General features: G+C 67.1%; 19 protein-coding genes and 1 other RNA gene. 16 read left to right on the forward strand and 4 right to left on the reverse strand.

Annotation, left to right across the window (positions count from 1 at the left end):
• Nucleotides 1–2 precede the first annotated feature (2 nt).
• The 3 genes from serC to gyrA are packed head-to-tail and all read right to left on the reverse strand — an operon-like array spanning nt 3 to nt 4,370.
• Nucleotides 3–1,142: a 3-phosphoserine/phosphohydroxythreonine transaminase gene (gene serC, locus KV106_RS11035; RefSeq protein ID WP_261210213.1), complete on the reverse strand. Its 1,140-nt coding sequence runs from the start codon at nt 1,140–1,142 to the stop codon at nt 3–5.
• 1 nt (nt 1,143) lies between these two features.
• Nucleotides 1,144–1,728, reverse strand: a complete 585-nt coding sequence (locus KV106_RS11040) for a DUF2059 domain-containing protein (protein WP_261210215.1) — start codon at nt 1,726–1,728, stop codon at nt 1,144–1,146.
• Complete coding sequence (gene gyrA / locus KV106_RS11045) at nt 1,725–4,370, reverse strand: DNA gyrase subunit A (protein ID WP_057589610.1); 2,646 nt, start codon at nt 4,368–4,370, stop codon at nt 1,725–1,727. Before gyrA ends, KV106_RS11040 begins: the two co-directional genes overlap by 4 nt.
• A 225-nt stretch (nt 4,371–4,595) precedes the next feature.
• Here gyrA and ompA point away from each other — a divergent pair, with 225 nt between their 5' ends.
• The 4 genes from ompA to ssrA all read left to right on the forward strand — a co-directional run bounded on the left by ompA (nt 4,596) and on the right by ssrA (nt 7,169).
• Nucleotides 4,596–5,255 (forward strand): outer membrane protein OmpA, encoded by a 660-nt coding sequence (gene ompA / locus KV106_RS11050; RefSeq protein ID WP_057589611.1) that lies wholly within the window; start codon nt 4,596–4,598, stop codon nt 5,253–5,255.
• 131 nt (nt 5,256–5,386) lie between these two features.
• Entirely contained in the window at nt 5,387–6,109 is a 723-nt protein-coding gene (gene ubiG / locus KV106_RS11055; protein ID WP_261210224.1) for a bifunctional 2-polyprenyl-6-hydroxyphenol methylase/3-demethylubiquinol 3-O-methyltransferase UbiG, read from the forward strand.
• Nucleotides 6,106–6,771, forward strand: a complete 666-nt coding sequence (locus KV106_RS11060; protein ID WP_057589613.1) for an HAD-IA family hydrolase — start codon at nt 6,106–6,108, stop codon at nt 6,769–6,771. The genes ubiG and KV106_RS11060 overlap by 4 nt, the downstream gene beginning before the upstream one ends.
• A gap of 13 nt (nt 6,772–6,784) precedes the next feature.
• Nucleotides 6,785–7,169, forward strand: a transfer-messenger RNA (tmRNA) gene (ssrA, locus tag KV106_RS11065).
• Nucleotides 7,170–7,383: 214 nt separating this feature from the next.
• Here ssrA and KV106_RS11070 read toward each other — a convergent pair.
• The gene (locus tag KV106_RS11070; protein WP_172705375.1) at nt 7,384–7,542 is read right to left on the reverse strand and encodes a hypothetical protein; all 159 of its coding nucleotides are present in this window, start codon (nt 7,540–7,542) and stop codon (nt 7,384–7,386) included.
• Nucleotides 7,543–7,758: 216 nt separating this feature from the next.
• On the opposite strand from KV106_RS11070, the gene KV106_RS11075 reads away from it, so the two are divergent.
• From KV106_RS11075 to ntrC, 12 genes are all read left to right on the forward strand, one after another.
• Nucleotides 7,759–9,354, forward strand: a complete 1,596-nt coding sequence (locus KV106_RS11075; RefSeq protein WP_261210228.1) for a class I SAM-dependent methyltransferase — start codon at nt 7,759–7,761, stop codon at nt 9,352–9,354.
• 56 nt (nt 9,355–9,410) lie between these two features.
• Nucleotides 9,411–11,144, forward strand: coding sequence for a gamma-glutamyltransferase (ggt, locus tag KV106_RS11080; RefSeq protein WP_261210230.1), 1,734 nt, complete (start codon nt 9,411–9,413; stop codon nt 11,142–11,144).
• Nucleotides 11,145–11,234: 90 nt separating this feature from the next.
• The gene (locus KV106_RS11085) at nt 11,235–11,966 is read left to right on the forward strand and encodes a pseudouridine synthase (RefSeq protein WP_057589615.1); all 732 of its coding nucleotides are present in this window, start codon (nt 11,235–11,237) and stop codon (nt 11,964–11,966) included.
• Between the two features lie 90 nt (nt 11,967–12,056).
• Entirely contained in the window at nt 12,057–13,076 is a 1,020-nt protein-coding gene (locus tag KV106_RS11090; protein ID WP_057589616.1) for a YncE family protein, read from the forward strand.
• Nucleotides 13,060–13,881, forward strand: coding sequence for a polysaccharide deacetylase family protein (locus KV106_RS11095; protein ID WP_261210236.1), 822 nt, complete (start codon nt 13,060–13,062; stop codon nt 13,879–13,881). Before KV106_RS11090 ends, KV106_RS11095 begins: the two co-directional genes overlap by 17 nt.
• Nucleotides 13,882–13,891: 10 nt before the next feature.
• Nucleotides 13,892–14,866, forward strand: coding sequence for a sterol desaturase family protein (locus KV106_RS11100; protein ID WP_057589618.1), 975 nt, complete (start codon nt 13,892–13,894; stop codon nt 14,864–14,866).
• 122 nt (nt 14,867–14,988) lie between these two features.
• Nucleotides 14,989–15,870, forward strand: coding sequence for an EI24 domain-containing protein (locus tag KV106_RS11105; RefSeq protein WP_057589619.1), 882 nt, complete (start codon nt 14,989–14,991; stop codon nt 15,868–15,870).
• Nucleotides 15,867–16,667 carry a competence/damage-inducible protein A gene (locus KV106_RS11110; protein ID WP_261210244.1) on the forward strand — a complete coding sequence of 267 codons (801 nt, stop codon included), beginning with the start codon at nt 15,867–15,869 and terminating at the stop codon, nt 16,665–16,667. Before KV106_RS11105 ends, KV106_RS11110 begins: the two co-directional genes overlap by 4 nt.
• A gap of 147 nt (nt 16,668–16,814) precedes the next feature.
• Nucleotides 16,815–18,230: a type I glutamate--ammonia ligase gene (gene glnA / locus KV106_RS11115; RefSeq protein ID WP_057589621.1), complete on the forward strand. Its 1,416-nt coding sequence runs from the start codon at nt 16,815–16,817 to the stop codon at nt 18,228–18,230.
• 147 nt (nt 18,231–18,377) lie between these two features.
• Entirely contained in the window at nt 18,378–18,881 is a 504-nt protein-coding gene (locus KV106_RS11120) for a hypothetical protein (RefSeq protein ID WP_057589622.1), read from the forward strand.
• 40 nt (nt 18,882–18,921) lie between these two features.
• Nucleotides 18,922–20,001 carry a nitrogen regulation protein NR(II) gene (gene glnL, locus KV106_RS11125; RefSeq protein ID WP_057589623.1) on the forward strand — a complete coding sequence of 360 codons (1,080 nt, stop codon included), beginning with the start codon at nt 18,922–18,924 and terminating at the stop codon, nt 19,999–20,001.
• Nucleotides 20,002–20,025: 24 nt separating this feature from the next.
• Nucleotides 20,026–21,564: a nitrogen regulation protein NR(I) gene (gene ntrC / locus KV106_RS11130; protein WP_261210250.1), complete on the forward strand. Its 1,539-nt coding sequence runs from the start codon at nt 20,026–20,028 to the stop codon at nt 21,562–21,564.
• Nucleotides 21,565–21,571 lie beyond the last annotated feature (7 nt).

Below are 21,571 nucleotides of genomic sequence, written 5' to 3' on the forward strand. Positions count from 1 at the left end.
GTCTAGGCGTGCGACCGCTCGAATTCTCGCATGTAGCTCACCAGGGCCTGCACGCCTTCCAGGGGCATGGCGTTGTAGAGGCTGGCGCGCATGCCGCCCACCGACTTGTGGCCCTTGAGCTGCAGCAGCCCCGCCGCGCGGGCGCCCGACAGGAAGGCCTCGTTGCGGGCTTCGTCGCGCAGGAAGAACGGGATGTTCATGCGCGAGCGGCAGCCCGGGTCGATCTTGTTCAGGTAGAAGGACGACGCATCGATGAAGTCGTACAGCAGCTTCGCCTTGGCGATGTTGCGCTGCTCCATCGCGGCCACGCCGCTCAGCGCGCCTTCGGTCTGCTCGCGCAGCCACTGGAACGTGAGCCCCGCCATGTAGATGCCCCAGGTCGGCGGGGTGTTGTACATGGACTGGTTGTCGGCCACGGTCTTGTAGTTGAACGCGCTCGGGCAGATCTCGAGGGCATGGCCCAGCAGGTCGTCGCGCACGACGACGATCGTGAGGCCGGCCGGACCGAGGTTCTTCTGCGCGCCGCCGAAAGCCAGGCCGACACGGCTCCAGTCGACGCCGCGCGAGGCGACGTGGGAGGAGAAGTCGATCACCAGCGGCGCCTTGCTGCCGAGGGCAGCGAGGTCGGGCAGCTCGTGGAACTCGATGCCGTTGATGGTCTCGTTGCTGCACAGGTGCACGTACGAGGCGTCGCCGGACAGCTGCCAGCCCGCGGGATCGGGCAGGCGCGTGTGCTGGTCGTCGGCGTTGCTCGCGGCCACGCGCGCGTTGCAGTAGCGCTGCGCTTCCTTGTGCGACTTGACGCTCCAGCTGCCGGTGACCACGAAGTCGACCGTGCCGCCGCGCGACAGGTTCAGCGGGACGATGGCGTTCTCGCCGAGGCCGCCGCCCTGCATGAACAGGATCCGGAAGTTGGCGGGTACCGCCAGCAGCGCGCGCAGGTCGGCTTCGGCCTGCGCATAGATCTCGCCGAACTCCTTGCCGCGATGGCTCATCTCCATCACGCTCATGCCGCTGCCGTGCCAGTCGAGCATCTCGGCGGCGGCGCGTTGCAGCACCGCCTCGGGCATGGCGGCGGGGCCCGCGGAGAAGTTGTAGGGGCGCGGGCCGGCCGGTTCTTGCAGGGTGTGCGGGGCGTTCACGTCACTTCTTGGCGGGAGCCTTGGCCGGTGCCTTGGCGGGGGCGGCCGGCGCTTCGGTCGGGGCGCCCAGTGCCTTGGCGACGCTGGTGTCGAGGGCCTGCATCTTCGGCTCGATGGTGGCGCGGGTCTCGGCCACCAGCTTTTCCGTCAGCGCGGTCTGCATCTTGGGGTTCAGGTCCTGGTACTTCTTGCTCAGCGGCGAGTTGATCCAGGCCAGCAGCTGCTTGAGTTCGTCTTCGGTGAAGGACTGCTCGAGCAACGGGCTCAGCGTGGCCGGGGCCAGCTGCACGGCCTTGTCGCGCACGATCGGATAGGCGTCGTCGTAGTACTTCTTGAGCTCGGCATCGGCGGCCTTGGCGGCGGCTTCACGCTTGGCCTCGGGCACCTGGGTCTGCAGGTACTGCGAACCGGCCTGCGCGATCGGGGCGCTCGACTGCTCGACCAGGCCGCGGGCCAGGGCTTCGATGCCGGGGCGCTGCAGGTCGAGGAACTGCTTGATGAGCGTGGCCTTGTCCTGGGCCAGGGCGCCCATCGAACTGCCGGCCAGGGCGACGGTCAGGAGTGCGAGCTTGATTTGTTTTTTCACTGAGGATTCTCCGTTGAAGATGTGGAAGTGTCGTCTGCGCCGGGCTCGGGTTCGCCATTGGCATCGTTTTCGACGATACGTTGCAGCCCGCTGAGTTTGGCACCTTCGTCGAGCCCGATCAGCGTAACGCCTTGCGTCGCGCGACCCAGTTCACGAATCTCGGCGACCCGGGTGCGCACCAGCACGCCCTTGTCGGTGATGAGCATGATCTCATCGTCCGAATGCACGAGTGTGGCGGCAACGACCTTGCCGTTTCGCTCACTCTGTTGAATAGCGATCATGCCTTTGGTTCCACGGCCATGGCGCGTGTATTCGGTAATGCTTGTTCGCTTTCCGTAACCATTTTCCGTGGCCGTGAGCACGCTCTGCTGCTCGTCCTCGGCCACCAACATGGCGATCACGCCCTGGCCTTCCTCGAGCATCATGCCGCGCACGCCGCGCGCGTTGCGGCCCATCGGGCGCACGTCGTTCTCGTCGAAGCGCACCGCCTTGCCGCCGTCGCTGAACAGCATCACGTCGTGCTTGCCGTCGGTGAGGGCGGCGCCGATCAGGTAGTCGCCGGCATCGAGGTCGACCGCGATGATGCCGGCCTTGCGCGGATTGCTGAACTCGTCGAGCGCGGTCTTCTTGACCGTGCCCATCGAGGTCGACATGAACACGTACTGGTCGGCGGGGAAGTTGCGCTTCTCGCCCGTGAGCGGCAGCGCGACGTTGATCTTCTCGCCCTCGGCCAGCGGGAACATGTTGACGATCGGGCGGCCGCGCGAGCCGCGCGAGCCCGCGGGCACCTCCCACACCTTGAGCCAGTAGAGCCGGCCGCGGTTCGAGAAGCACAGGATGTAGTCGTGCGTGTTCGCGATGAAGAGCTGGTCGATCCAGTCGTCTTCCTTGGTGGTGGTGGCCTGCTTGCCGCGGCCGCCGCGCTTCTGCGCCCGGTATTCGCCGAGCGGCTGGCTCTTGATGTAGCCGCTGTGCGAGAGCGTCACCACCATGTCGGTGGGCGTGATCAGGTCCTCGGTGGAGAGGTCGAAGGCGCTGTGCTCGACGAGGCTGCGGCGTGCGCCGATCTTCGACTGGCCGAACTCCTGCTTGAGCGCGCCGAGCTCGTCGCCGATGATGGTCGAGACGCGCTCGGGCTTGGCCAGGATGTCGAGCAGGTCGTCGATCTCGGCCATGACTTCCTTGTACTCGGCGACGATCTTGTCCTGCTCCAGGCCGGTCAGGCGCTGCAGGCGCATCTGCAGGATTTCCTGGGCCTGCGTCTCCGAGAGGCGGTAGAGGCCGTCGTTGCCCATGCCGAACTCGCGCTCGAGGCCTTCGGGGCGGTAATCGTCGGCGCTGATCGTGCCGCCATCGGCGCGCGTGCGGGTGAGCATCTCGCGCACCAGTTTGCTGTCCCAGCTGCGCGCCATCAGCTCGGCCTTGGCGACCGGCGGGGTCGGGGCGTTGCGGATGATGGCGATGAAGTCGTCGATGTTCGCCAGCGCCACCGCCAGGCCTTCGAGCACGTGGCCGCGGTCGCGGGCCTTGCGCAGGTTGAAGACCGTGCGGCGCGTCACCACTTCGCGGCGGTGCTGCAGGAAGACCTCGATCAGGTCCTTGAGGTTGCACAGCTTCGGCTGGCCGTCGACCAGCGCCACCATGTTGATGCCGAAGGTGTCCTGCAGCTGGGTCTGCTTGTAGAGGTTGTTGAGCACCACCTCGGGCACTTCGCCGCGCTTGAGCTCGATGACGAGGCGCATGCCCGACTTGTCGGACTCGTCCTGGATGTGGCTGATGCCCTCGATCTTCTTCTCGTGGACCAGCTCGGCCATGCGCTCCTGCAGCGTCTTCTTGTTGACCTGGTAGGGGAGCTCGTCGACGATGATCGCCTGGCGCTGGCCGCGATCGATGTCCTCGAAGTGGCACTTGGCGCGCATCACGACCTTGCCGCGGCCGGTGCGGTAGCCGTCCTTCACGCCGTTGATGCCGTAGATGATGCCGGCCGTGGGGAAATCGGGCGCCGGCACGATCTCCATCAGCTCGTCGATGCTGGCCTGCGGGTTGCGCAGCAGGTGCAGGCAGGCGTCCACCACTTCGTTGAGGTTGTGGGGCGGAATATTGGTGGCCATGCCGACCGCAATACCGCCGGAGCCATTGACCAGCAAATTCGGCAGCCGGCTCGGCAGCACGGCCGGTTCTTTTTCGGAGCCGTCGTAATTGTCCTGGAAATCGATCGTTTCCTTGTCGATATCGGCCAGCATTTCATGCGCGATTTTGGCCAGCCGGATTTCCGTATACCGCATTGCGGCCGCGTTGTCGCCATCCACGGACCCGAAGTTGCCCTGGCCGTCGACCAGCATGTGGCGCATCGAGAAGTCCTGGGCCAGCCGCACGATCGTGTCGTAGACCGACTGGTCGCCGTGCGGGTGGTACTTGCCGATCACGTCGCCGACGATACGGGCCGACTTCTTGTACGGCCGGTTCCAGTCGTTGTTGAGCTCGTGCATCGCGTAGAGCACGCGGCGATGCACGGGCTTGAGGCCGTCTCTCGCGTCGGGGAGGGCGCGGCCCACGATCACGCTCATGGCGTAATCGAGATAACTGCGGCGCATTTCCTCTTCGAGACTGATGGGCAGGGTTTCTTTGGCGAAGGACGTCATTGAGCGAGAGGCTGGCGGCAGGAAGGCGAAATTTTACGCTGCGAAGGGTGTCGCACCGCCGCAACACAAGGGCTCTATTCCGCCTCCGTCCTACGCTTCGTGGCCGCCGTGCGGCCTGTTTGCCAAAGACCCTATGGCACAATCGCCTCAACGTTTTGGGTGGTGGTCACTTAAAGCGTCCTTGATTCGCAGCGCGGCTGCGGCTTTTTCCCCAAGAGGAGAACCATGAAGAAACTGAATAAAGTGGCGATGATGTTTGCAGTCGCTGCGCTCGCCACTGCCGCCGGCGCGCAGACCCGTGTCACCGCTGCGAATGGCGGTCCTACGATCGACAACTGGCAAAACGGCACCGGCGAACTGGTTTGGAAGAACGGCACGAACGAACTGTGCTGGCGCGATGCCAACTGGACGCCCGCCACGGCTGCTGCCGGTTGCGACGGCGCTCTGGTTCCCCCGGCTGCTGCGGTTCCCCCGGCTCCTGGCGTGGTTCCGCCGCCCGCCGCTCCCGCTCAACCCCCGGCTGTCGCCGCTTCGAAGGTGACCTTCGCTGCCGACGCGTTCTTCGACTTCGACAAGTCGGTGCTGAAGCCTGAAGGCCGTGCGAAGCTGACCGACCTGGTCGAGAAGATCCGTGGCGTGAACCTCGAAGTGATCATCGCCGTCGGCCACACCGACTCGATCGGTTCGGACGCCTACAACCAGCGTCTGTCGGTGCGTCGCGCCGAAGCCGTCAAGGCCTTCCTGGTCTCGAAGGGCATCGAACGCAACCGCGTCTACACCGAAGGCAAGGGCGAGAAGCAGCCTGTGGCTGACAACCGCACCAAGGAAGGCCGCGCCAAGAACCGTCGCGTGGAAATCGAAGTGGTCGGCACCCGCGCCAACTGATAGTTCGATTCCATCGACCCTAAAACCCCGCCTCGGCGGGGTTTTTTTATGCCTGAATCAATGCAGGCTGAAAGTTTTCAAGCCGGCCCTTTCGTCATGGGCTGGTCATCGTCCGTTTCATAATCCGTCATATGACAGAAAACGTGAATGCCGATCCGGCCGAACTCGCCAAATTTTCGGAACTGGCCCACAAGTGGTGGGATATGGAAGGCGAATTTCGCCCTTTGCACGAAATCAATCCTTTGCGCCTGGAATGGATTGAAGGTATTGCGCCGATTTCCCAGCGGCGCGTGGTGGATATAGGCTGCGGCGGCGGAATTCTTTCGGATTCGATGGCCCGCAAGGGCGCGGACGTGCTCGGTGCCGACCTCGCGGGCAAGGCCCTGAAGGTGGCGCAGCTGCACGCCCTCGAGGCCGGCACGCGCGGCGTGAAGTACCGCGAGGTCAGCGCCGAGGCGCTCGCCGCCGAGCAGCCCGGCAGCTTCGATGTCGTCACCTGCATGGAGATGCTCGAGCACGTGCCGGATCCGGCATCGGTCATCCGGGCCTGCGCCACGCTGGTCAAGCCCGGTGGCTGGGTCTTTTTCTCGACCATCAACCGCAACCTCAAGTCCTTCATGCTCGCGATCGTCGGTGCCGAGTACGTGATGGGCATGCTGCCGCGCGGCACCCACGAGTACGCGAAGCTGATCCGTCCCAGCGAGCTGGCGGCCTATTGCCGCGCCGCCGGCCTCGACCTGCGGCACACGCGCGGCCTCGAGCACAACCCGATCACGCGGCGCTACTGGCTCAGTGCCGATACCAGCGTCAACTACATGATCGCCACGCAGAAGCCGGCGGAAGTCCAGGCATGAAGGGCGTACCGACCCGTGCCGTGCTGTTCGACCTCGACGGCACGCTGATCGACAGCGCCCCCGACCTGGGGGCCGCAGCGGACCAGATGCGCACCGCCCGCGGGCTGCCCTCCTATCCGCTCGAGCGCTACCGCCCCATGGCGGGCGCGGGCGCGCGCGGCATGCTCGGCGTGGCCTTCGGCATCACGCCCGATGCGCCGGAGTTCGATGCGCTGCGCGAGGAGTTCTTCGTGACCTACGAGCGCTGCATGTTCAACACGCAGGCCTTCGATGGCGTCGCGCCGCTGATCGAGGCGCTGGTCGCGCGCGGGCTGCGCTGGGGCGTGGTCACGAACAAGTCGAAGCGCTTCGCCGAGCCGCTCACGCAAGCGATGCCGCTGTTCGCGAGCGCGGGCGCGGTGGTGAGCGGCGACACCACGCCGTACGCCAAGCCGCATCCCGAGCCGCTGCACGAGGCGGCCCGGCGGTTGGGTGTGCCCTCCGAGCATTGCATCTACGTCGGCGACGACGAGCGCGACATCGTCGCGGGCCGCGCGGCGGGCATGCGGACCGTGGCCGCGGCCTACGGCTACATGGGCGCGCAGGCCGATGCGACCCGCTGGGAAGCCGATGCCTTGATAACTTCTCCGGGCGAGCTCTTGAAACTGCTGGATAGCGCCTAAAATACGCCCCCTTGGGGCTGCACTGGTTTCGACGCGGGTTCGGAGTCGCAGCGGGGCATGTCGAGCTGAATGCGCTCGTAAAACAGATTCAAACAAACTAACTGCAAACGACGAACGTTTCGCACTCGCTGCTTAATTGCCAGTGAGCCTTGCAACAGCAGGCCGATGGGCTGGGCAAGGGGGTTCTGAGCAATCAGTGCCTCCCGGCTGCAAGGATAATTACATCGGCTGGCTTCGATCCGGGTACCTTGGGTCGGGGCAAGAAAATAGGGTGCTGGCGTCCGGTGTAGCGTGCGACTGCGCGACTCCGGAAGCGAGACTTAAATCAGATCGCTAAACATGTAGAACTGCGCGATGAAGGCTTGCGGACGGGGGTTCAAATCCCCCCAGCTCCACCACATTGCCTAAGGCTGGCTCGGACCTATCCGGGCTTGGCGACCCGGGAGGCACTCCCGGGTCGGCCGCACGGCCAAGACCCCCTCTCCATGGATCAGGCGCGCGTTTCACCTGCGTGAAGCGCGTGTTCGTGCGTGAAAAGAGCGATGGGAGAGCGGCAAGGCCACATGCCTGGTCTCGACGGTGCCGAGCCCAGGTGGCCGTCGGCCAGGGGCGCTATCGCGCCAGTCGGTCGCCGTCGCTGCCCGGCTTGGGCATCGGGCCGTTCGGCCCGCGTTCGGCGCGGATGGCCGACATGACGGCTACCAGCATCGCCCCGACGGCGACACCGGCCAGGAAGACCGACAGAACGAAGGATGGATCGGAGAACTGCATGGTCAGAACGCCGATTTGTACACCCAAAGGTCGCACTTGACGCCGCGAGTCCGGAAGGTCGCGGCATTGTCTTACATGCGGCGGTCCGTCGGAGTTGAGCCCCTCCAGGACAACCCGCCCCCGGCTCTTTTCGCTGCCGCGCAGGGCTATATTCGGCGGGCGCCGGCGTTTCACGATTCCGCGCGTTCCCCTCGCATCTTCCTGAAAAGGCTGCCCGTGCCCGACTCCCTGACTTCGGTTCTGACGAGCTACTACGACGAGGTGCCCTACGACTCGCACCCGTTCCCGCAGACGGCGGTGGAGCACCTGGAAGCCACGGCATTTCTCTTCGGCCTCGAAACGCCCGCGCCCGCTCGCGCGCGCGTGCTCGAACTGGGCTGCGCGGCCGGCAACAACCTGATCCCCTTCGCCGAGCGCCACCCCGGCGCGCGCGCGCTCGGCCTCGACCTGTCGTCGGTGCAGATCGCGCAGGGCGTGCAGGCGATCGAGCGGCTGGGCCTGCCGAACGTCGAGGTGAAGACCTTCGACATCGCCGAGGTCGATGCCTCGCTCGGCCAGTTCGACTACATCGTCTGCCACGGCGTCTACAGCTGGGTGCCGGGGCCGGTGCAGGACGCGATCCTGCGCGTGTGCTCCGAGAACCTCGCGCCGAACGGCGTGGCCTACGTGAGCTACAACGTGTACCCGGGCTGGAAGGCGCGCGAGATCGTGCGCGACGCGATGATCCTGCGCGGCGGCCCGCGCGACACGCCCGAGGAAAAGCTGTCCTATGCCCGCGGGATGATCGAGTTCCTCGCGCAGTCGGCGCGTCCCGACAGCGTGCTCAAGAAGACGCTCGACGAAACCGCGCCGATCGTGCGCGACGGCGCCACCTCGTACCTGCTGCACGAGTTCCTCGAGCCCTGCAATGCGCCGTGCTACTTCAAGGAGTTCGTCGCGCGCGCCGAGAGCCACGGCCTGGCCTACCTGGCCGAGGCTGAGCCATCGACGATGTTCGTGCAGAACTACGGCACGCAGGTGCGCGACCCGCTGCTGCGCGAATGCGGCGGCAGCCAGGTGCTGATGGAGCAGTACCTCGATTTCCTGGTCAACCGCACCTTCCGCCAGACGCTGCTGGTGAAGCAGGGCCAGGCGCGCCACATCCGCTACCGGCTCGACGCCACGCGCATTCGCGGCCTGCTGTTCGCGGGCGTGTTCCATGGCGACGACGGCGCGCCGCTCACGCTCGACACGCGCGAGCAGAGCTGCACCGCGATCCGCAACGTGAAGGTCACGCTGCGCCAGCCCGTGCACAAGGCGGTCGCGCATGCGCTCGACAGCCACTACCCGCTCGCGCTGAGCGCCGAGGCGCTGGTCGCCTGCGTGTTGCCGCTGCTGAACCAGTCGCGCGAGGCGGTCGAGCCCGCGGTGATGGCGATGCTCGAGGAGATGCTGATCCTCGGTGCGCTGCGCATCCGCCGCACGCCGGTGCCCTCGGTGGCGCAGGTGCCTGCACGGCCGCAGGCCGCGGCCTCGGTGCGCAACGCGCCGGGCCTGGCGCCGGGGCAGGCCCCGTCGGTCGCGGTCTGCAACGGCTGGCACGAGACGGTGGCGCTGTCGCTGCTCGAGCGCGCGTTGCTGCCGCTGCTCGACGGCACCCGTTCGCACGAGGCGCTGGTCGAACACCTCGAGGCCGAAGTGCGCGCCGACCGGCTGCGCTTCGTGCGCAATGACGAACGGATGACCGATCCCGAGGCGCTGAGCGCCTTCGCCCGCGAGCAGGTGGCGCTGGCGCTGCGCGACCTGCGGCGCAAGGCGCTGCTCGCCGGCTGAACCTCGCACCACACACAACCTCCGCAACCAACGACATCTCAAGAGGAGACTTCCAGATGCAACAACTTCCCTCGACCCCGAAGCTGCGCGCGGCGATCGCCGCCGTGCTCGCGCTGGCCGCCGGCGCGTCGCAGGCCGCTTCGCAGGCGCCCGTCGCGGCCGAACACGGCATGGTGGTGAGCGCCCAGCACCTCGCTTCCAAGGTCGGCGTCGACGTGCTCCAGCGCGGCGGCAATGCCGTCGACGCGGCCGTGGCCGTGGGCTACGCGCTCGCTGTGGTCTATCCGGCCGCGGGCAACCTCGGCGGCGGCGGATTCATGACGGTGCAGCTGGCCGACGGCCGCAAGACCTTCCTCGACTTCCGCGAGAAGGCGCCGCTGGCCGCCACGGCCAACATGTACCTCGACAAGGACGGCAACGTCATCAAGGGCCTGAGCACCAACGGCCACCTGGCCGTCGGCGTGCCGGGCACGGTGTCGGGCATGGAATACGCGCGCGAGAAGTACGGCACGATGAAGCGCGCCGACCTGATCGCGCCCTCGATCCAGCTCGCGGAGAAGGGCTTCGCGCTCGACCAGGGCGACATCGACATGCTCTGGACCTCGACCGCCGACTTCCAGAAGGACCCGGTCTCCGGCGCGATCTTCCTGAACAAGGGCCAGCCCTTCCAGGTCGGCCAGAAGCTGGTGCAGAAGGACCTGGGCAAGACGCTGCGCGCCATCAGCCAGAACGGTCCCGACGGCTTCTACAAGGGCTGGGTGGGCCAGGCCATCGTGGCCTCGAGCCAGGCCGGCAAGGGCATCATCACGCAGGCCGACCTCGACCAGTACAAGACGCGCGAACTGCCGCCGGTCGAATGCGACTACCGCGGCTACCGCGTGATCTCGGCGCCGCCGCCGAGCTCGGGCGGCGTGATCATCTGCGAGATGCTCAACATCCTCGAGGGCTATCCGCTCAAGGACCTGGGCTTCCGCTCGGCGCAGTCGGTGCACTACCAGATCGAGGCCATGCGCCATGCCTACGTCGACCGCAACAGCTACCTGGGCGACCCCGACTTCGTGAAGAACCCGCTCGAGCGCCTGCTCGACAAGGGCTATGCCGAGAAGATCCGCGCCGCCATCGACCCGAAGAAGGCCGGCGTCTCCAAGGACATCAAGCCCGGCGTCGCGCCGCACGAGGGCAGCAACACCACCCACTACTCGATCACCGACCAGTGGGGCAACGCGGTCTCGGTCACCTACACGCTCAACGACTGGTTCGGCGCCAAGGTCACGGCCGCCAAGACCGGTGTGCTGCTCAACAACGAGATGGACGACTTCACCTCGAAGGTCGGCGTGCCCAACCTCTACGGCCTGGTGCAGGGCGAGGCCAACAAGATCGAGCCGGGCAAGCGCCCGCTGAGCTCGATGAGCCCGACCATCGTCTCGAAGGACGGCAAGCCGGTGTTCGTGGTCGGCACGCCGGGCGGCAGCCGCATCATCACGGCCGTGCTGCACACCATCCTCAACGTGGTCGACTACGGCATGAACGTGCAGGAAGCGGTCGATGCGCCGCGCTTCCACCAGCAATGGCTGCCCGACGTCACCAACGTCGAGACCTTCGCGCTGAGCCCCGACACCCGCAAGATCCTGACCGACATGGGCCACAACCTCGGCGTGCCGCAGCCGGCCAACCACCTGGCCGCGATCATCGTGGGCGCGCCCACCCTGGGCGGCAAGCCGGTGGGCAACAACCGCTTCTACGGCGCCAACGATCCGCGCCGCAACACCGGGCTGGCCGCGGGCTATTGAGCGCCGCGAGGAGGGCGCCGGACCGGTCCGCACCTTCTGAGACACTCCAGGGCGGCCGCGTGCGAAGCGCGGCCGCCTTTTCTTTTCGCCATGCAACTGCAAGACATCCTCTATTCCCAGGGCTTCGGCACGCGGCGCGTGTGCGCCGGCCTGGTTCAACAGGGCCTCGTGACCATCGCCGGCGCGGTGGTCGACGATCCCGCCACCGATCTGGACGCGGAAGGCCTGCAGTTCACCGTGCAGGGCACCGCCTGGGCCTACCACGAGAAGGCCTACCTGATGCTGCACAAGCCGGCCGGCACCGAGTGCTCGCAGAAGCCCTCGACCTATCCGAGCATCTACACGCTGCTGCCGTCTCCGCTGCGGCTGCGGCCCAACAAGGGCGCGGTGCAGGGCGTGCAGGCCATCGGCCGGCTCGACCAGGACACGACCGGACTGCTGCTTCTGACCGACGACGGCCAGTTCATCCACAAGATGGGTTCGCCCAAGCACCACGTGCCCAAGGTCTACGAAGTGACGGCCAAGCACCCGATCGACGACAAGCAGATCGCCCGCCTGCTGGCCGGCGTGGTGCTCGACGACGATCCGAAGCCGGTGCGCGCGGCCGCCTGCGAGTCCGACAGCCCGCTGCACCTGCGGCTCACGCTGACCGAGGGCAAGTACCACCAGGTCAAGCGCATGCTGGCCGCGGTGGGCAACCGCGTCGAGGCGCTGCACCGCTCGCGCATCGGCACGGTGGCGCTGCCCGCGGACCTCGCGCCCGGCCAATGGCGCTGGCTGGCGGCGGACGAGGTCGCCGCCTTGCGCGCGCCCGCGAAATAACTGTCAACCATCCACCTTTTCGGTGGCTGGCGGTCAGCCAGTCGTCGGTTCGGATCGTTAACATTCGAAGCCCCTTTTCCGGAACTTCCCTTGCGTTTTCCTTCCCGCTCGACCGGTCGCGCCGCGGCCCTGCTGTCCGCCTGCCTGCTCGGCGCGATCGCCTTCCTGGCCCCGGCCGCCGCCTCCGCGGCCCCGCCGGAACCCCCGCCGATCTTCGTGCTCAACTCGCTCGACGCCAGCGTCAGCGTGATCAACCCGGTCGACTGGACCGAGAAGCAACGCATCGCGACCGGCAAGGAGCCGCACCACATCTACATGACGCCCGACGAGAAGTCGGTCATCGTGGCGAATTCGGCCGGCGACTCGCTGACTTTCCTGAACCCGCGCACTGCCGAGGTCCAGCGCGTGGTCTACGGGATCATCGATCCCTACCAGCTGCAGTTCTCGCGCGACATGAAGTGGTTCGTGACCGCGGCCAACCGGCTCAATCACGTCGACGTCTACCGCTGGGACGGCAAGGACCTCAAGCTCGCCAAGCGCATCGTCACCGGCAAGACGCCCAGCCACATCTGGATCGACAACACCAGCACCATCGCCTACGTGACGATGCAGGACAGCGACGAGCTGATCGCCGTCGACCTGCCGACGCAGACCATCCGCTGGCGCGTGGCCACCGGCCCGATGCCGGCCGACATCTACGGCGTGCACAACGACAAGACCCTGCTCGTGGGCCTGACCGGCAGCGACGGCGTGCAGGTGTTCGACGTGGCGGGGCCGCAGCCGAAGCTGGTGGGCAAGATCCCGACCGGCAAGGGCGCGCATGCATTCCGCTCGGCCGGCGACGGCAAGAGCGTGTTCGTGAGCAACCGGGTGGCCAACTCCATCAGCCGCATCGATCTCGCCACGCTCAAGGTCGGCGACACCTACCCGGTACCCGGCGGCCCCGACTGCATGGACGTGTCGGCCGACGGCAAGACCCTCTACGTGACCTCGCGCTGGGCCAAGAAGCTCAGCGTGGTCGACCTCGCCAGCCGCAAGGTGGTGCGGCAGGTCAATGTCGGCCGCTCGCCGCACGGCGTCTGGACGCTCGACCATGCGAAGCGGATCTAGCCCGCGCCGGCGCGCGGTGGCGGCGCTCGCCGCGCTGCTGGCCGCCGCGGTGGCGATCCCCGCCGGGGCCCAGGGTGCCGCGGCGAGTTGCGAGAAACCCGTCTACCTGACCTTCGATACCGGCCACATGGGCATCGCGCCGCTGGTGGCCGAGGTGCTCAAGCGCCAGCAGGTGCACGTTACCTTCTTTGCCGCCGCCGAGCGCACGCAGACCGAGGGCGACAGCCTCGACAACCACTGGGCCGCCTGGTGGAAGGCGAGGGCGGCCGAGGGCCACGAGTTCGGCTCGCACACCTACGACCATGTCTACTGGCGCGCCGACCTCAAGGGCGTGACGCCGAGCTTCCGTGTCAAGCCCTCGGCGGGCGCGCTGGCCGGGCGCGAATTCACCTGGAGCGCGGCCGAGTACTGCGCCAACATCCGCAAGGCCTCCGAGCGGCTCGAGCTGATCACCGGCAAGAAGCCGCTGCCGCTGTACCGCGCACCCGGCGGCAAGACCTCGCCCAAGCTGCTGGCCGCCGCGCGCGACTGCGGCTATGCGCACGTGGGCTGGGCGCCCGCGGGCTTCCTCGGCGACGAGCTGCCGAGCGAGAAGTTCAGCAACGAGAAGCTGCTCACGCAGGCGCTCGACACCATCCGCCCCGGCGACATCCTGCTCGCCCACCTGGGCATCTGGTCGCGCAAGGATCCGTGGGCGCCGGCCAACCTCGAGCCGCTGATCGTCGGCCTGAAGGCCAAGGGCTTCTGCTTCCAGACGCTGCGCCAGCATCCCGACTACCGCGCCTGGATCGCATCGCACCCCTGAGGCGGTTTCCGTGATCGACTGGCTGACGGATCTCTTCTCCTCGCTGCAGGGCTGGTTCTTCGAAACCGTCGTGCAGCCCTTCGTCTATGCGATCGGCCTCGGCGGCTGGACTGAGGACGCCTTCGACGCCACCGGCTGGCTGCTGGTCGGCCTGATCCAGATCGTGGTGCTGGTCGCGCTGATCGGCCCGCTGCAGCGCTGGCGCGCCGTGGAGCCGGTGACCGACCGGCGCGCGATCCGCATCGACGTGCTCTACACGCTGATCCACCGGCTGGGCCTGTTCCGGCTCGCGATGTTCTTCACGCTGCAGCCCGTGTTCGACGAGCTCATGGGCAGCCTGCGCGCGGCCGGCTGGGGCACTTTGCATCTCGACGAGCTCTGGCCCGGCGTGACCGATGTGCCGGTGGTCGCGTTCGCGATCTACCTGGTGGTGCTCGACTTCGTCGGCTACTGGATCCACCGCGGCCAGCACCAGTTCAACTGGTGGTGGGGGCTGCACTCGCTGCACCACTCGCAGCGCCAGATGACCATGTGGAGCGACGACCGCAACCACCTGCTCGACGACGTCCTGCACGACACGCTGATCGTGATCGTGGCGCAGCTGATCGGCGTGGCGCCCGGCCAGTTCATCGCCTTCGTCGCCTTCACCCAGCTCAGCGAGAGCCTGCAGCATGCCAACCTGCGCCTGAGCTTCGGCGCCCTCGGCGAGCGGCTGTGGATCAGCCCGCGCTTCCACCGGCTGCACCACAGCATCGGGCTGGGCCACGAATCGAACGGCAAGAGCACGCTCGGCGGCCACAACTTCGGCGTGCTGCTGCCCTGGTGGGACATGCTGTTCGGGACTGCCAACTTCGAGAACCGCTACGACCCGACCGGCGTGCGCGACCAGGTCGAGCCCGATGCGGCCGGCAAGGTGCGCGACTACGGCCAGGGTTTCTGGGCCCAGCAGTGGCTGGGGCTCAAGCGCATGGTCGGCCGCGGTTGAGCGCGGCGACTTCGCTTCCGCTGCCCCACCTTCGCGCGGCGCGCGCGCGAACCGGCGAATCGCCCGGCCGCCGGCTCTGGCTTCACGGCCGCGCGGGGCGCGCCGGGTTATCCTCCGGCCCGATGCGCCTGCTCCTCGACTCCTTCTGGCGCGCGGTGGCCTATTGCATGCTGCCGCGCGTGATCGTGCTGTCGTTGCTGCCGCTGGGCCTGATGGTGCTGCTGGCCGCCGTCTTCGGCTATTTCTACTGGGATGCCGCGGTCGCCTGGACGCGCGGCGCGCTCGAGTCCTGGCCGCTGCTGGCCAGCTTCTGGAGCTGGATCGGGCGGCTGTTCTCGGGCGACGTCACCTCGATGCTCGCGCCGCTGGTGGTGGTGTTCGCCGCCACGCCGCTGATCGTGGTGCTGGCGCTCGTCATCGTGGCCGGCTTCATGGCGCCCGCGCTCACGCGGCTGGTGGCCGAGCGCCGCTTTCCCTCGCTCGAGCGCAAGAAGGGCGCTTCCTTCTTCGGCAGCGTCGCGCGTTCCATCGGCCTGACCGTGCTGGCGCTGCTCGCGCTGGTGGTCTCGATGCCGCTGTGGCTGATCCCGCCGCTGGTGCTGATCCTGCCGCCGCTGATCTGGGGCTGGCTCACCTACCGCGTGATGAGCTTCGATGCGCTGGCCGAGCATGCCAGCGCCGAGGAACGCGCCACCTTGCTGCGCGCGCACCGGCTGCCGCTGCTGTGCATCGGCGTGCTCTGCGGCTACCTGGGGGCGGCGCCGAGCATCGTCTGGGCCTCGGGCCTGCTGTTCGCGGCTGCCTTCTTCGTGCTGGTGCCGCTCGCGATCTGGATCTACACCCTGGTCTTCGCCTTCTCGGCCCTGTGGTTCGGCCACTACTGCCTCGATGCGCTCGCGCAGCTGCGGGGCCAGCGCGCGGCCGCCGCGGCGGCCGCCATTCCGGGCGACGCCGCCGCCATCGAGGCCGACCAGGCCGTTCTCTCCCAATGGAAATCCCCATGACCCGTGAATTCGGCCTGATCGTCGTCGGTGACGAGATCCTTTCGGGCAAGCGCCTCGACAAGCACATGCCCAAGGTGATCGAGCTGCTCGCGGCGCGCGGCCTGCAGCTGGGCTGGGCCGAATACGTGGGCGACGTGCCCGAGCGCATCACCGCCGCGCTGGCGCGGGCCCTCGCCTCGGGCGACATCGTCTTCTCGACCGGCGGCATCGGCGCCACGCCCGACGACCACACCCGCCAGTGCGCCGCCAGGGCGCTGGGCGTGCCGCTGGCGCTGCATCCCGAGGCCGAGCTGCTGATCCGCGAGCGCATGCAGGACACGGCGCGCGAGCAGGGCGTGGCCTACGAGCCCGACCGGCCCGACAACATCCACCGGCTCAACATGGGCGTGTTTCCCGAGGGCGCCCGGATCATCGCCAACCCCTACAACAAGATCCCCGGCTTCAGCGTGGGCGACGTCCATTTCGTGCCCGGTTTCCCGGTCATGGCCTGGCCGATGATCGAGTCGGTGCTCGACGGGATTTATGCCGATCTTTTCGTCCAGAGCCGGGTCATGGAGAAGTCCGTGATCGTTTTCGGTGCCATGGAGGCCACCCTCACGCCCCTGATGCAGGCGATCGAGGAGCGCCATGCGCGCATCAAGGTTTTCAGCCTGCCGAGCGTCGATCACCCCCAGTACGGCCGTCATATCGAGCTCGGCGTCAAGGGCGATCCGGACCTGCTCGACGCGGCCTACGGCCAGCTCATCGAAGGCCTGCACACTTTTAATGCACAACTTGGCCCAGAATTGGTGCGTTGATTTCGATTGCACCAATTTGGTGAATTCGATCGCGTTCCAGGCCCCCAAAGTGCCCGCCGCCACGCGTTCGACGCAGGCGACAATGGCACAGAAACTGCATCCCGCATCCCTGTATTCCCAACCACCCATCCAACTCAGGAGAAATTGATGGCAAAGACCGTCGCCGACGTCATGAAGCTCGTGAAGGAAAACGAGGTCAAGTTCGTCGACTTCCGTTTCACCGACACCCGCGGTAAAGAACAACACGTGACCGTGCCCGTGTCGCACTTCGACGAAGACAAGTTCAGCTCGGGCCACGCGTTCGACGGCTCGTCCATCGCCGGCTGGAAGGGGATCGAAGCGTCGGACATGCAGCTCATGCCCGACCCGAACACCGCCAACATCGATCCCTTCTTCGAAGAGACCACGATGATCCTGACCTGCGACGTGATCGACCCGACCGACGGCAAGCCGTACGAGCGCGATCCCCGTTCGCTGGCCAAGCGCGCCGAAGCCTACATGAAGGCCTCGGGCCTGGGCGACACGGCCTACTTCGGTCCGGAACCCGAATTCTTCGTGTTCGACGGCGTGCGCTGGAAGAACGACATGTCGGGCTGCTTCGTGAAGATCGAATCCGAAGAAGCTTCGTGGAACACCGACAAGGAATACGAGCACGGCAACACCGGCCACCGTCCCGCGGTCAAGGGCGGCTACTTCCCGGTTCCCCCCGTCGACAGCTTCCAGGACATGCGCTCGGAAATGTGCCTGGTGCTCGAATCGCTGGGCATCCCGGTCGAAGTGCATCACCATGAAGTGGCCAACGCCGGCCAGATGGAACTCGGCACCAAGTTCAGCACGCTGATCCAGCGCGCCGACTGGGTCCAGCTGCAGAAGTACGTGATCCACAACGTGGCCCACGCCTACGGCAAGACCGCCACCTTCATGCCCAAGCCCATCGTCGGCGACAACGGCTCGGGCATGCACGTGCACCAGTCGGTCTGGAAGGACGGCAAGAACCTGTTCGCCGGCGACGGCTATGCGGGTCTCTCGGACTTCGCGCTGCACTACATCGGCGGCATCATCAAGCACGCCCGTGCCCTGAACGCCATCACGAACCCCGGCACCAACAGCTACAAGCGCCTGGTGCCCGGCTTCGAAGCCCCGGTGAAGCTGGCCTACTCGGCCAAGAACCGCTCGGCCTCGATCCGCATCCCGTTCGTGTCGAACCCGAAGGGCCGCCGCGTCGAAGCGCGCTTCCCCGATCCGCTGATGAACCCGTACCTCGGTTTCGCCGCGCTGCTGATGGCCGGCCTCGACGGCGTGGAAAACAAGATCCACCCGGGCGAAGCCGCGAGCAAGGACCTCTACCACCTGCCGCCGGAAGAAGACGCGCTGATCCCGACCGTCTGCCACAGCCTCGACCAGGCCCTCGAGTACCTCGACAAGGACCGTGCCTTCCTGACCAAGGGCGGCGTGTTCACCGATGCGTACATCGATGCCTACATCGACCTGAAGATGCAGGAAGTCACGCGCTTCCGCATGGCCACGCACCCGGTCGAATTCGACATGTACTACTCGCTCTGATCGCGGTTTTCCGCTCGGAGTAACACGAAAGGACGGCCTCGGCCGTCCTTTTCGTTGGGGCCGGAACATCCTGTCATCGGGGGCGTCGAATTGCATGAAAATGCGCCTTTTCGCGCTTCCCCGGGCCCTCGAGGTCCCCAAGATCCCATGAAGACTGCCGCACCACTCCTCCTCCTGGCCGCTTCCCTGCTTGCCCTGCCGGCACTCGCGCAGGAGCGCGTCTGGCGCTGCGGGAACGAATACACCAACAACGCCACCGTCGCGCAGCAGCGCGGCTGCAAGGTGATGGAGGGCGGCAACGTCACCGTCGTGCAGGGCGCCTCGCGCGCCGCGCTCGGCGGTGCCGCGGCATCGACCTCCGCGGCCCGCTCGCCGGCCGGCAGCCCGCGGGTCGAGGGCGCCGACCAGCGCGCGCGCGACGGCGAAGCGCGCTCGGTGCTCGAGTCCGAACTGCGCAAGGCCGAGGCCCGCCAGTCCGAACTGCAGAAGGAATACAACAACGGCGAGCCCGAGAAGCAGGGCAGCGAAGGCCGCAATTACCAGAAGTACCTCGACCGCGTGGCCGAGATGAAGGCCGAACTGGCCCGCAACGAAAGCGACATCGCCGGCATCCGCCGCGAGATCAGCCGCCTGCCGGCCCCCAAGAACTAACCCGTTCCTGCATCGGCAGGAAGAACACCACAGGATTTCCATGGCTTTCGGAAAGAAGGCGGCAAGCGCCAGTCCGCGCTTTCAGGCCTTCGACCTGCTGTCGACCCTGATCGCGGTCGTCAACGGCAAGGGCTCGGTGCTGTTCGCCAATGCCGGTCTCGAAGATGCGCTGGGCACCTCGCGCCGCACGCTCGAGGGCTCGCAGTTCGGCGCCTGCTTCCACGAACCCCAGGTGCTGCGCACCGCCATCGACGGCGCGAGCGCCAACGACTTCGCCACCCTGCGCTACGAGGCCTTCCTGCGCCGCGTGAACCACGAGCTGATGCCCGTGCAGGTCACGCTGGCCAAGGGCGAGAAGGCCGGCGAACTGATCGTCGAGATGCTGCCGCTCGAGCACCAGGTGCGGCAGGACCGCGAGGAGCGACTGCTCGACCAGGCGCAGGCCAACAAGGAGCTGATCCGCAACCTCGCGCACGAGATCAAGAACCCGCTCGGCGGCATCCGCGGCGCCGCGCAACTGCTGCAGATGGAGGTCGAGTCGCGCGACCTCATCGAATACACCCAGGTCATCATCCACGAGGCCGACCGGCTGCAGACGCTGGTCGACCGCCTGCTGGCGCCGCACCGCCGCCCGCACGTGGTGGGCGACGTCAACATCCACGAGGTCTGCGAGCGCGTGCGCTCGGTGATCCTCGCGGAGTTCCCGCGCGACCTGCACATCGAGCGCGACTTCGACGTCTCGATCCCCGAGTTCCGCGGCGACCGCGAGCAGCTGATCCAGGCCACGCTCAACATCGTCCACAACGCCGCGCAGGCCCTGGCCGAGCGCCGCGCGGCGGGCGATGCCTGCATCACTTTCAAGACCCGGGTCGCGCGCCAGGTGATCTTCAACAAGCAGTGGTATCGATTGGCACTGGAATTGCATGTCATCGACAATGGACCGGGCGTGCCGGACGCGATCAAGGACCGAATTTTCTATCCGCTGGTGTCGGGCAGAGAGGGTGGTACAGGGCTGGGTTTGACGCTCGCACAGACTTTTGTGCAACAGCATCACGGCGTGATCGAGTGCGACAGTGTCCCGGGCCGAACCGATTTCAAGATATTGATTCCGCTGCCCTAGCAGCCACCGGCAACAAGGAGATGCATGAAGCCGATCTGGATAGTTGATGACGACCAATCGATCCGCTTCGTGCTGGAGAAGGCCCTGCTTCGGGAGGACCTCCCGACCCGCAGTTTCACCAACACGCGCGAAGTGCTGGCGGCCCTCGAACAGGCCGCCGAGGACGAGCAGCAGGGCCCGCAGGTCCTGGTGAGCGACATCCGCATGCCCGGCGGTTCCGGGCTCGAGCTGCTCGACAAGATCAAGGCCAAGCATCCGGGCCTGCCGGTCATCATCATGACGGCCTTCTCCGACCTCGACAGCGCCGTCTCTGCGTTCCAGGGCGGCGCCTTCGAATACCTGCCCAAGCCCTTCGACCTGCCGCGCGCGGTCGAGCTGATCCGGCGCGCCGTTGACGAGAGCCAGCGCGAGGAAGTGGCCGAGGAACGCATGGTCGCCGCGCCCGAGATGCTCGGCCAGGCGCCCGCGATGCAGGACGTGTTCCGCGCCATCGGCCGGCTCTCGCAGAGCAACGTCACGGTGCTGATTACCGGCGAATCGGGCTCGGGCAAGGAGCTCGTGGCACGCGCGCTGCACAAGCACTCGCCGCGCGCCAACGGCCCCTTCGTCGCCATCAACACAGCGGCCATCCCCAAGGACCTGCTCGAGAGCGAACTCTTCGGCCACGAGCGCGGCGCCTTCACGGGCGCGCAGACCATGCGGCGCGGCCGCTTCGAGCAGGCCGAGGGCGGCACGCTGTTCCTCGACGAAATCGGCGACATGCCCTTCGACCTGCAGACGCGCCTGCTGCGCGTGCTCAGCGACGGCCACTTCTACCGCGTGGGCGGCCACAACTCGGTCAAGGCCAACGTGCGCGTCATCGCGGCCACCCACCAGGACCTCGAGCAGCGCGTGAAGCTCGGCGGCTTCCGCGAGGACCTGTTCCACCGCCTCAACGTCATCCGCCTGCGGCTGCCCGCGCTGCGCGAGCGTGGCGAGGACGTGCCTGCGCTCACGCGCCATTTCCTGCAGCAGAGCGCACGGCAGCTCGGCGTCGAGCCCAAGCGCATCTCCGATGCGGCGCTGGCCAAGCTCGCGGGCTTCAATTTCCCGGGCAACGTTCGCCAGCTCGAGAACATCTGCCACTGGCTGACCGTGATGGCGCCGGCGCAACTGATCGAGGCCAAGGACCTGCCGCCCGAGGTGCTCGCCGCCGGCGGCGCGCCGCTGCTGTCGCCCGACAGCCACGCGGGCGAGCCCGCGGTGGCCGTGCCCCTGGCGTCTCATGCACCCGCGCCTTTCGTGGGGGCGGCGGTCGACAACGTGGTGCCGGCACCCGCCGTCGCGGCGCCCGCGCCCGGGGACGCGGCCGGCAACTGGGAAAGCGGCCTCGAGGCCGAGGCCCAGGCACTGCTCGCGGCTGGTCGCACCGACGTGTGGGACGTGCTGTCGCGCCGCTTCGAATCGCGGCTGATCCTCACGGCGCTGTCGAGCACGCGCGGCCGCCGCATCGAGGCCGCGCAGAAGCTCGGTATCGGCCGCAACACCATCACGCGCAAGATCCAGGAACTCGGCATCGAGTGAGCGATGC

This window comes from Variovorax endophyticus (assembly GCF_025376855.1).
Classification (GTDB): domain Bacteria; phylum Pseudomonadota; class Gammaproteobacteria; order Burkholderiales; family Burkholderiaceae_C; genus Variovorax.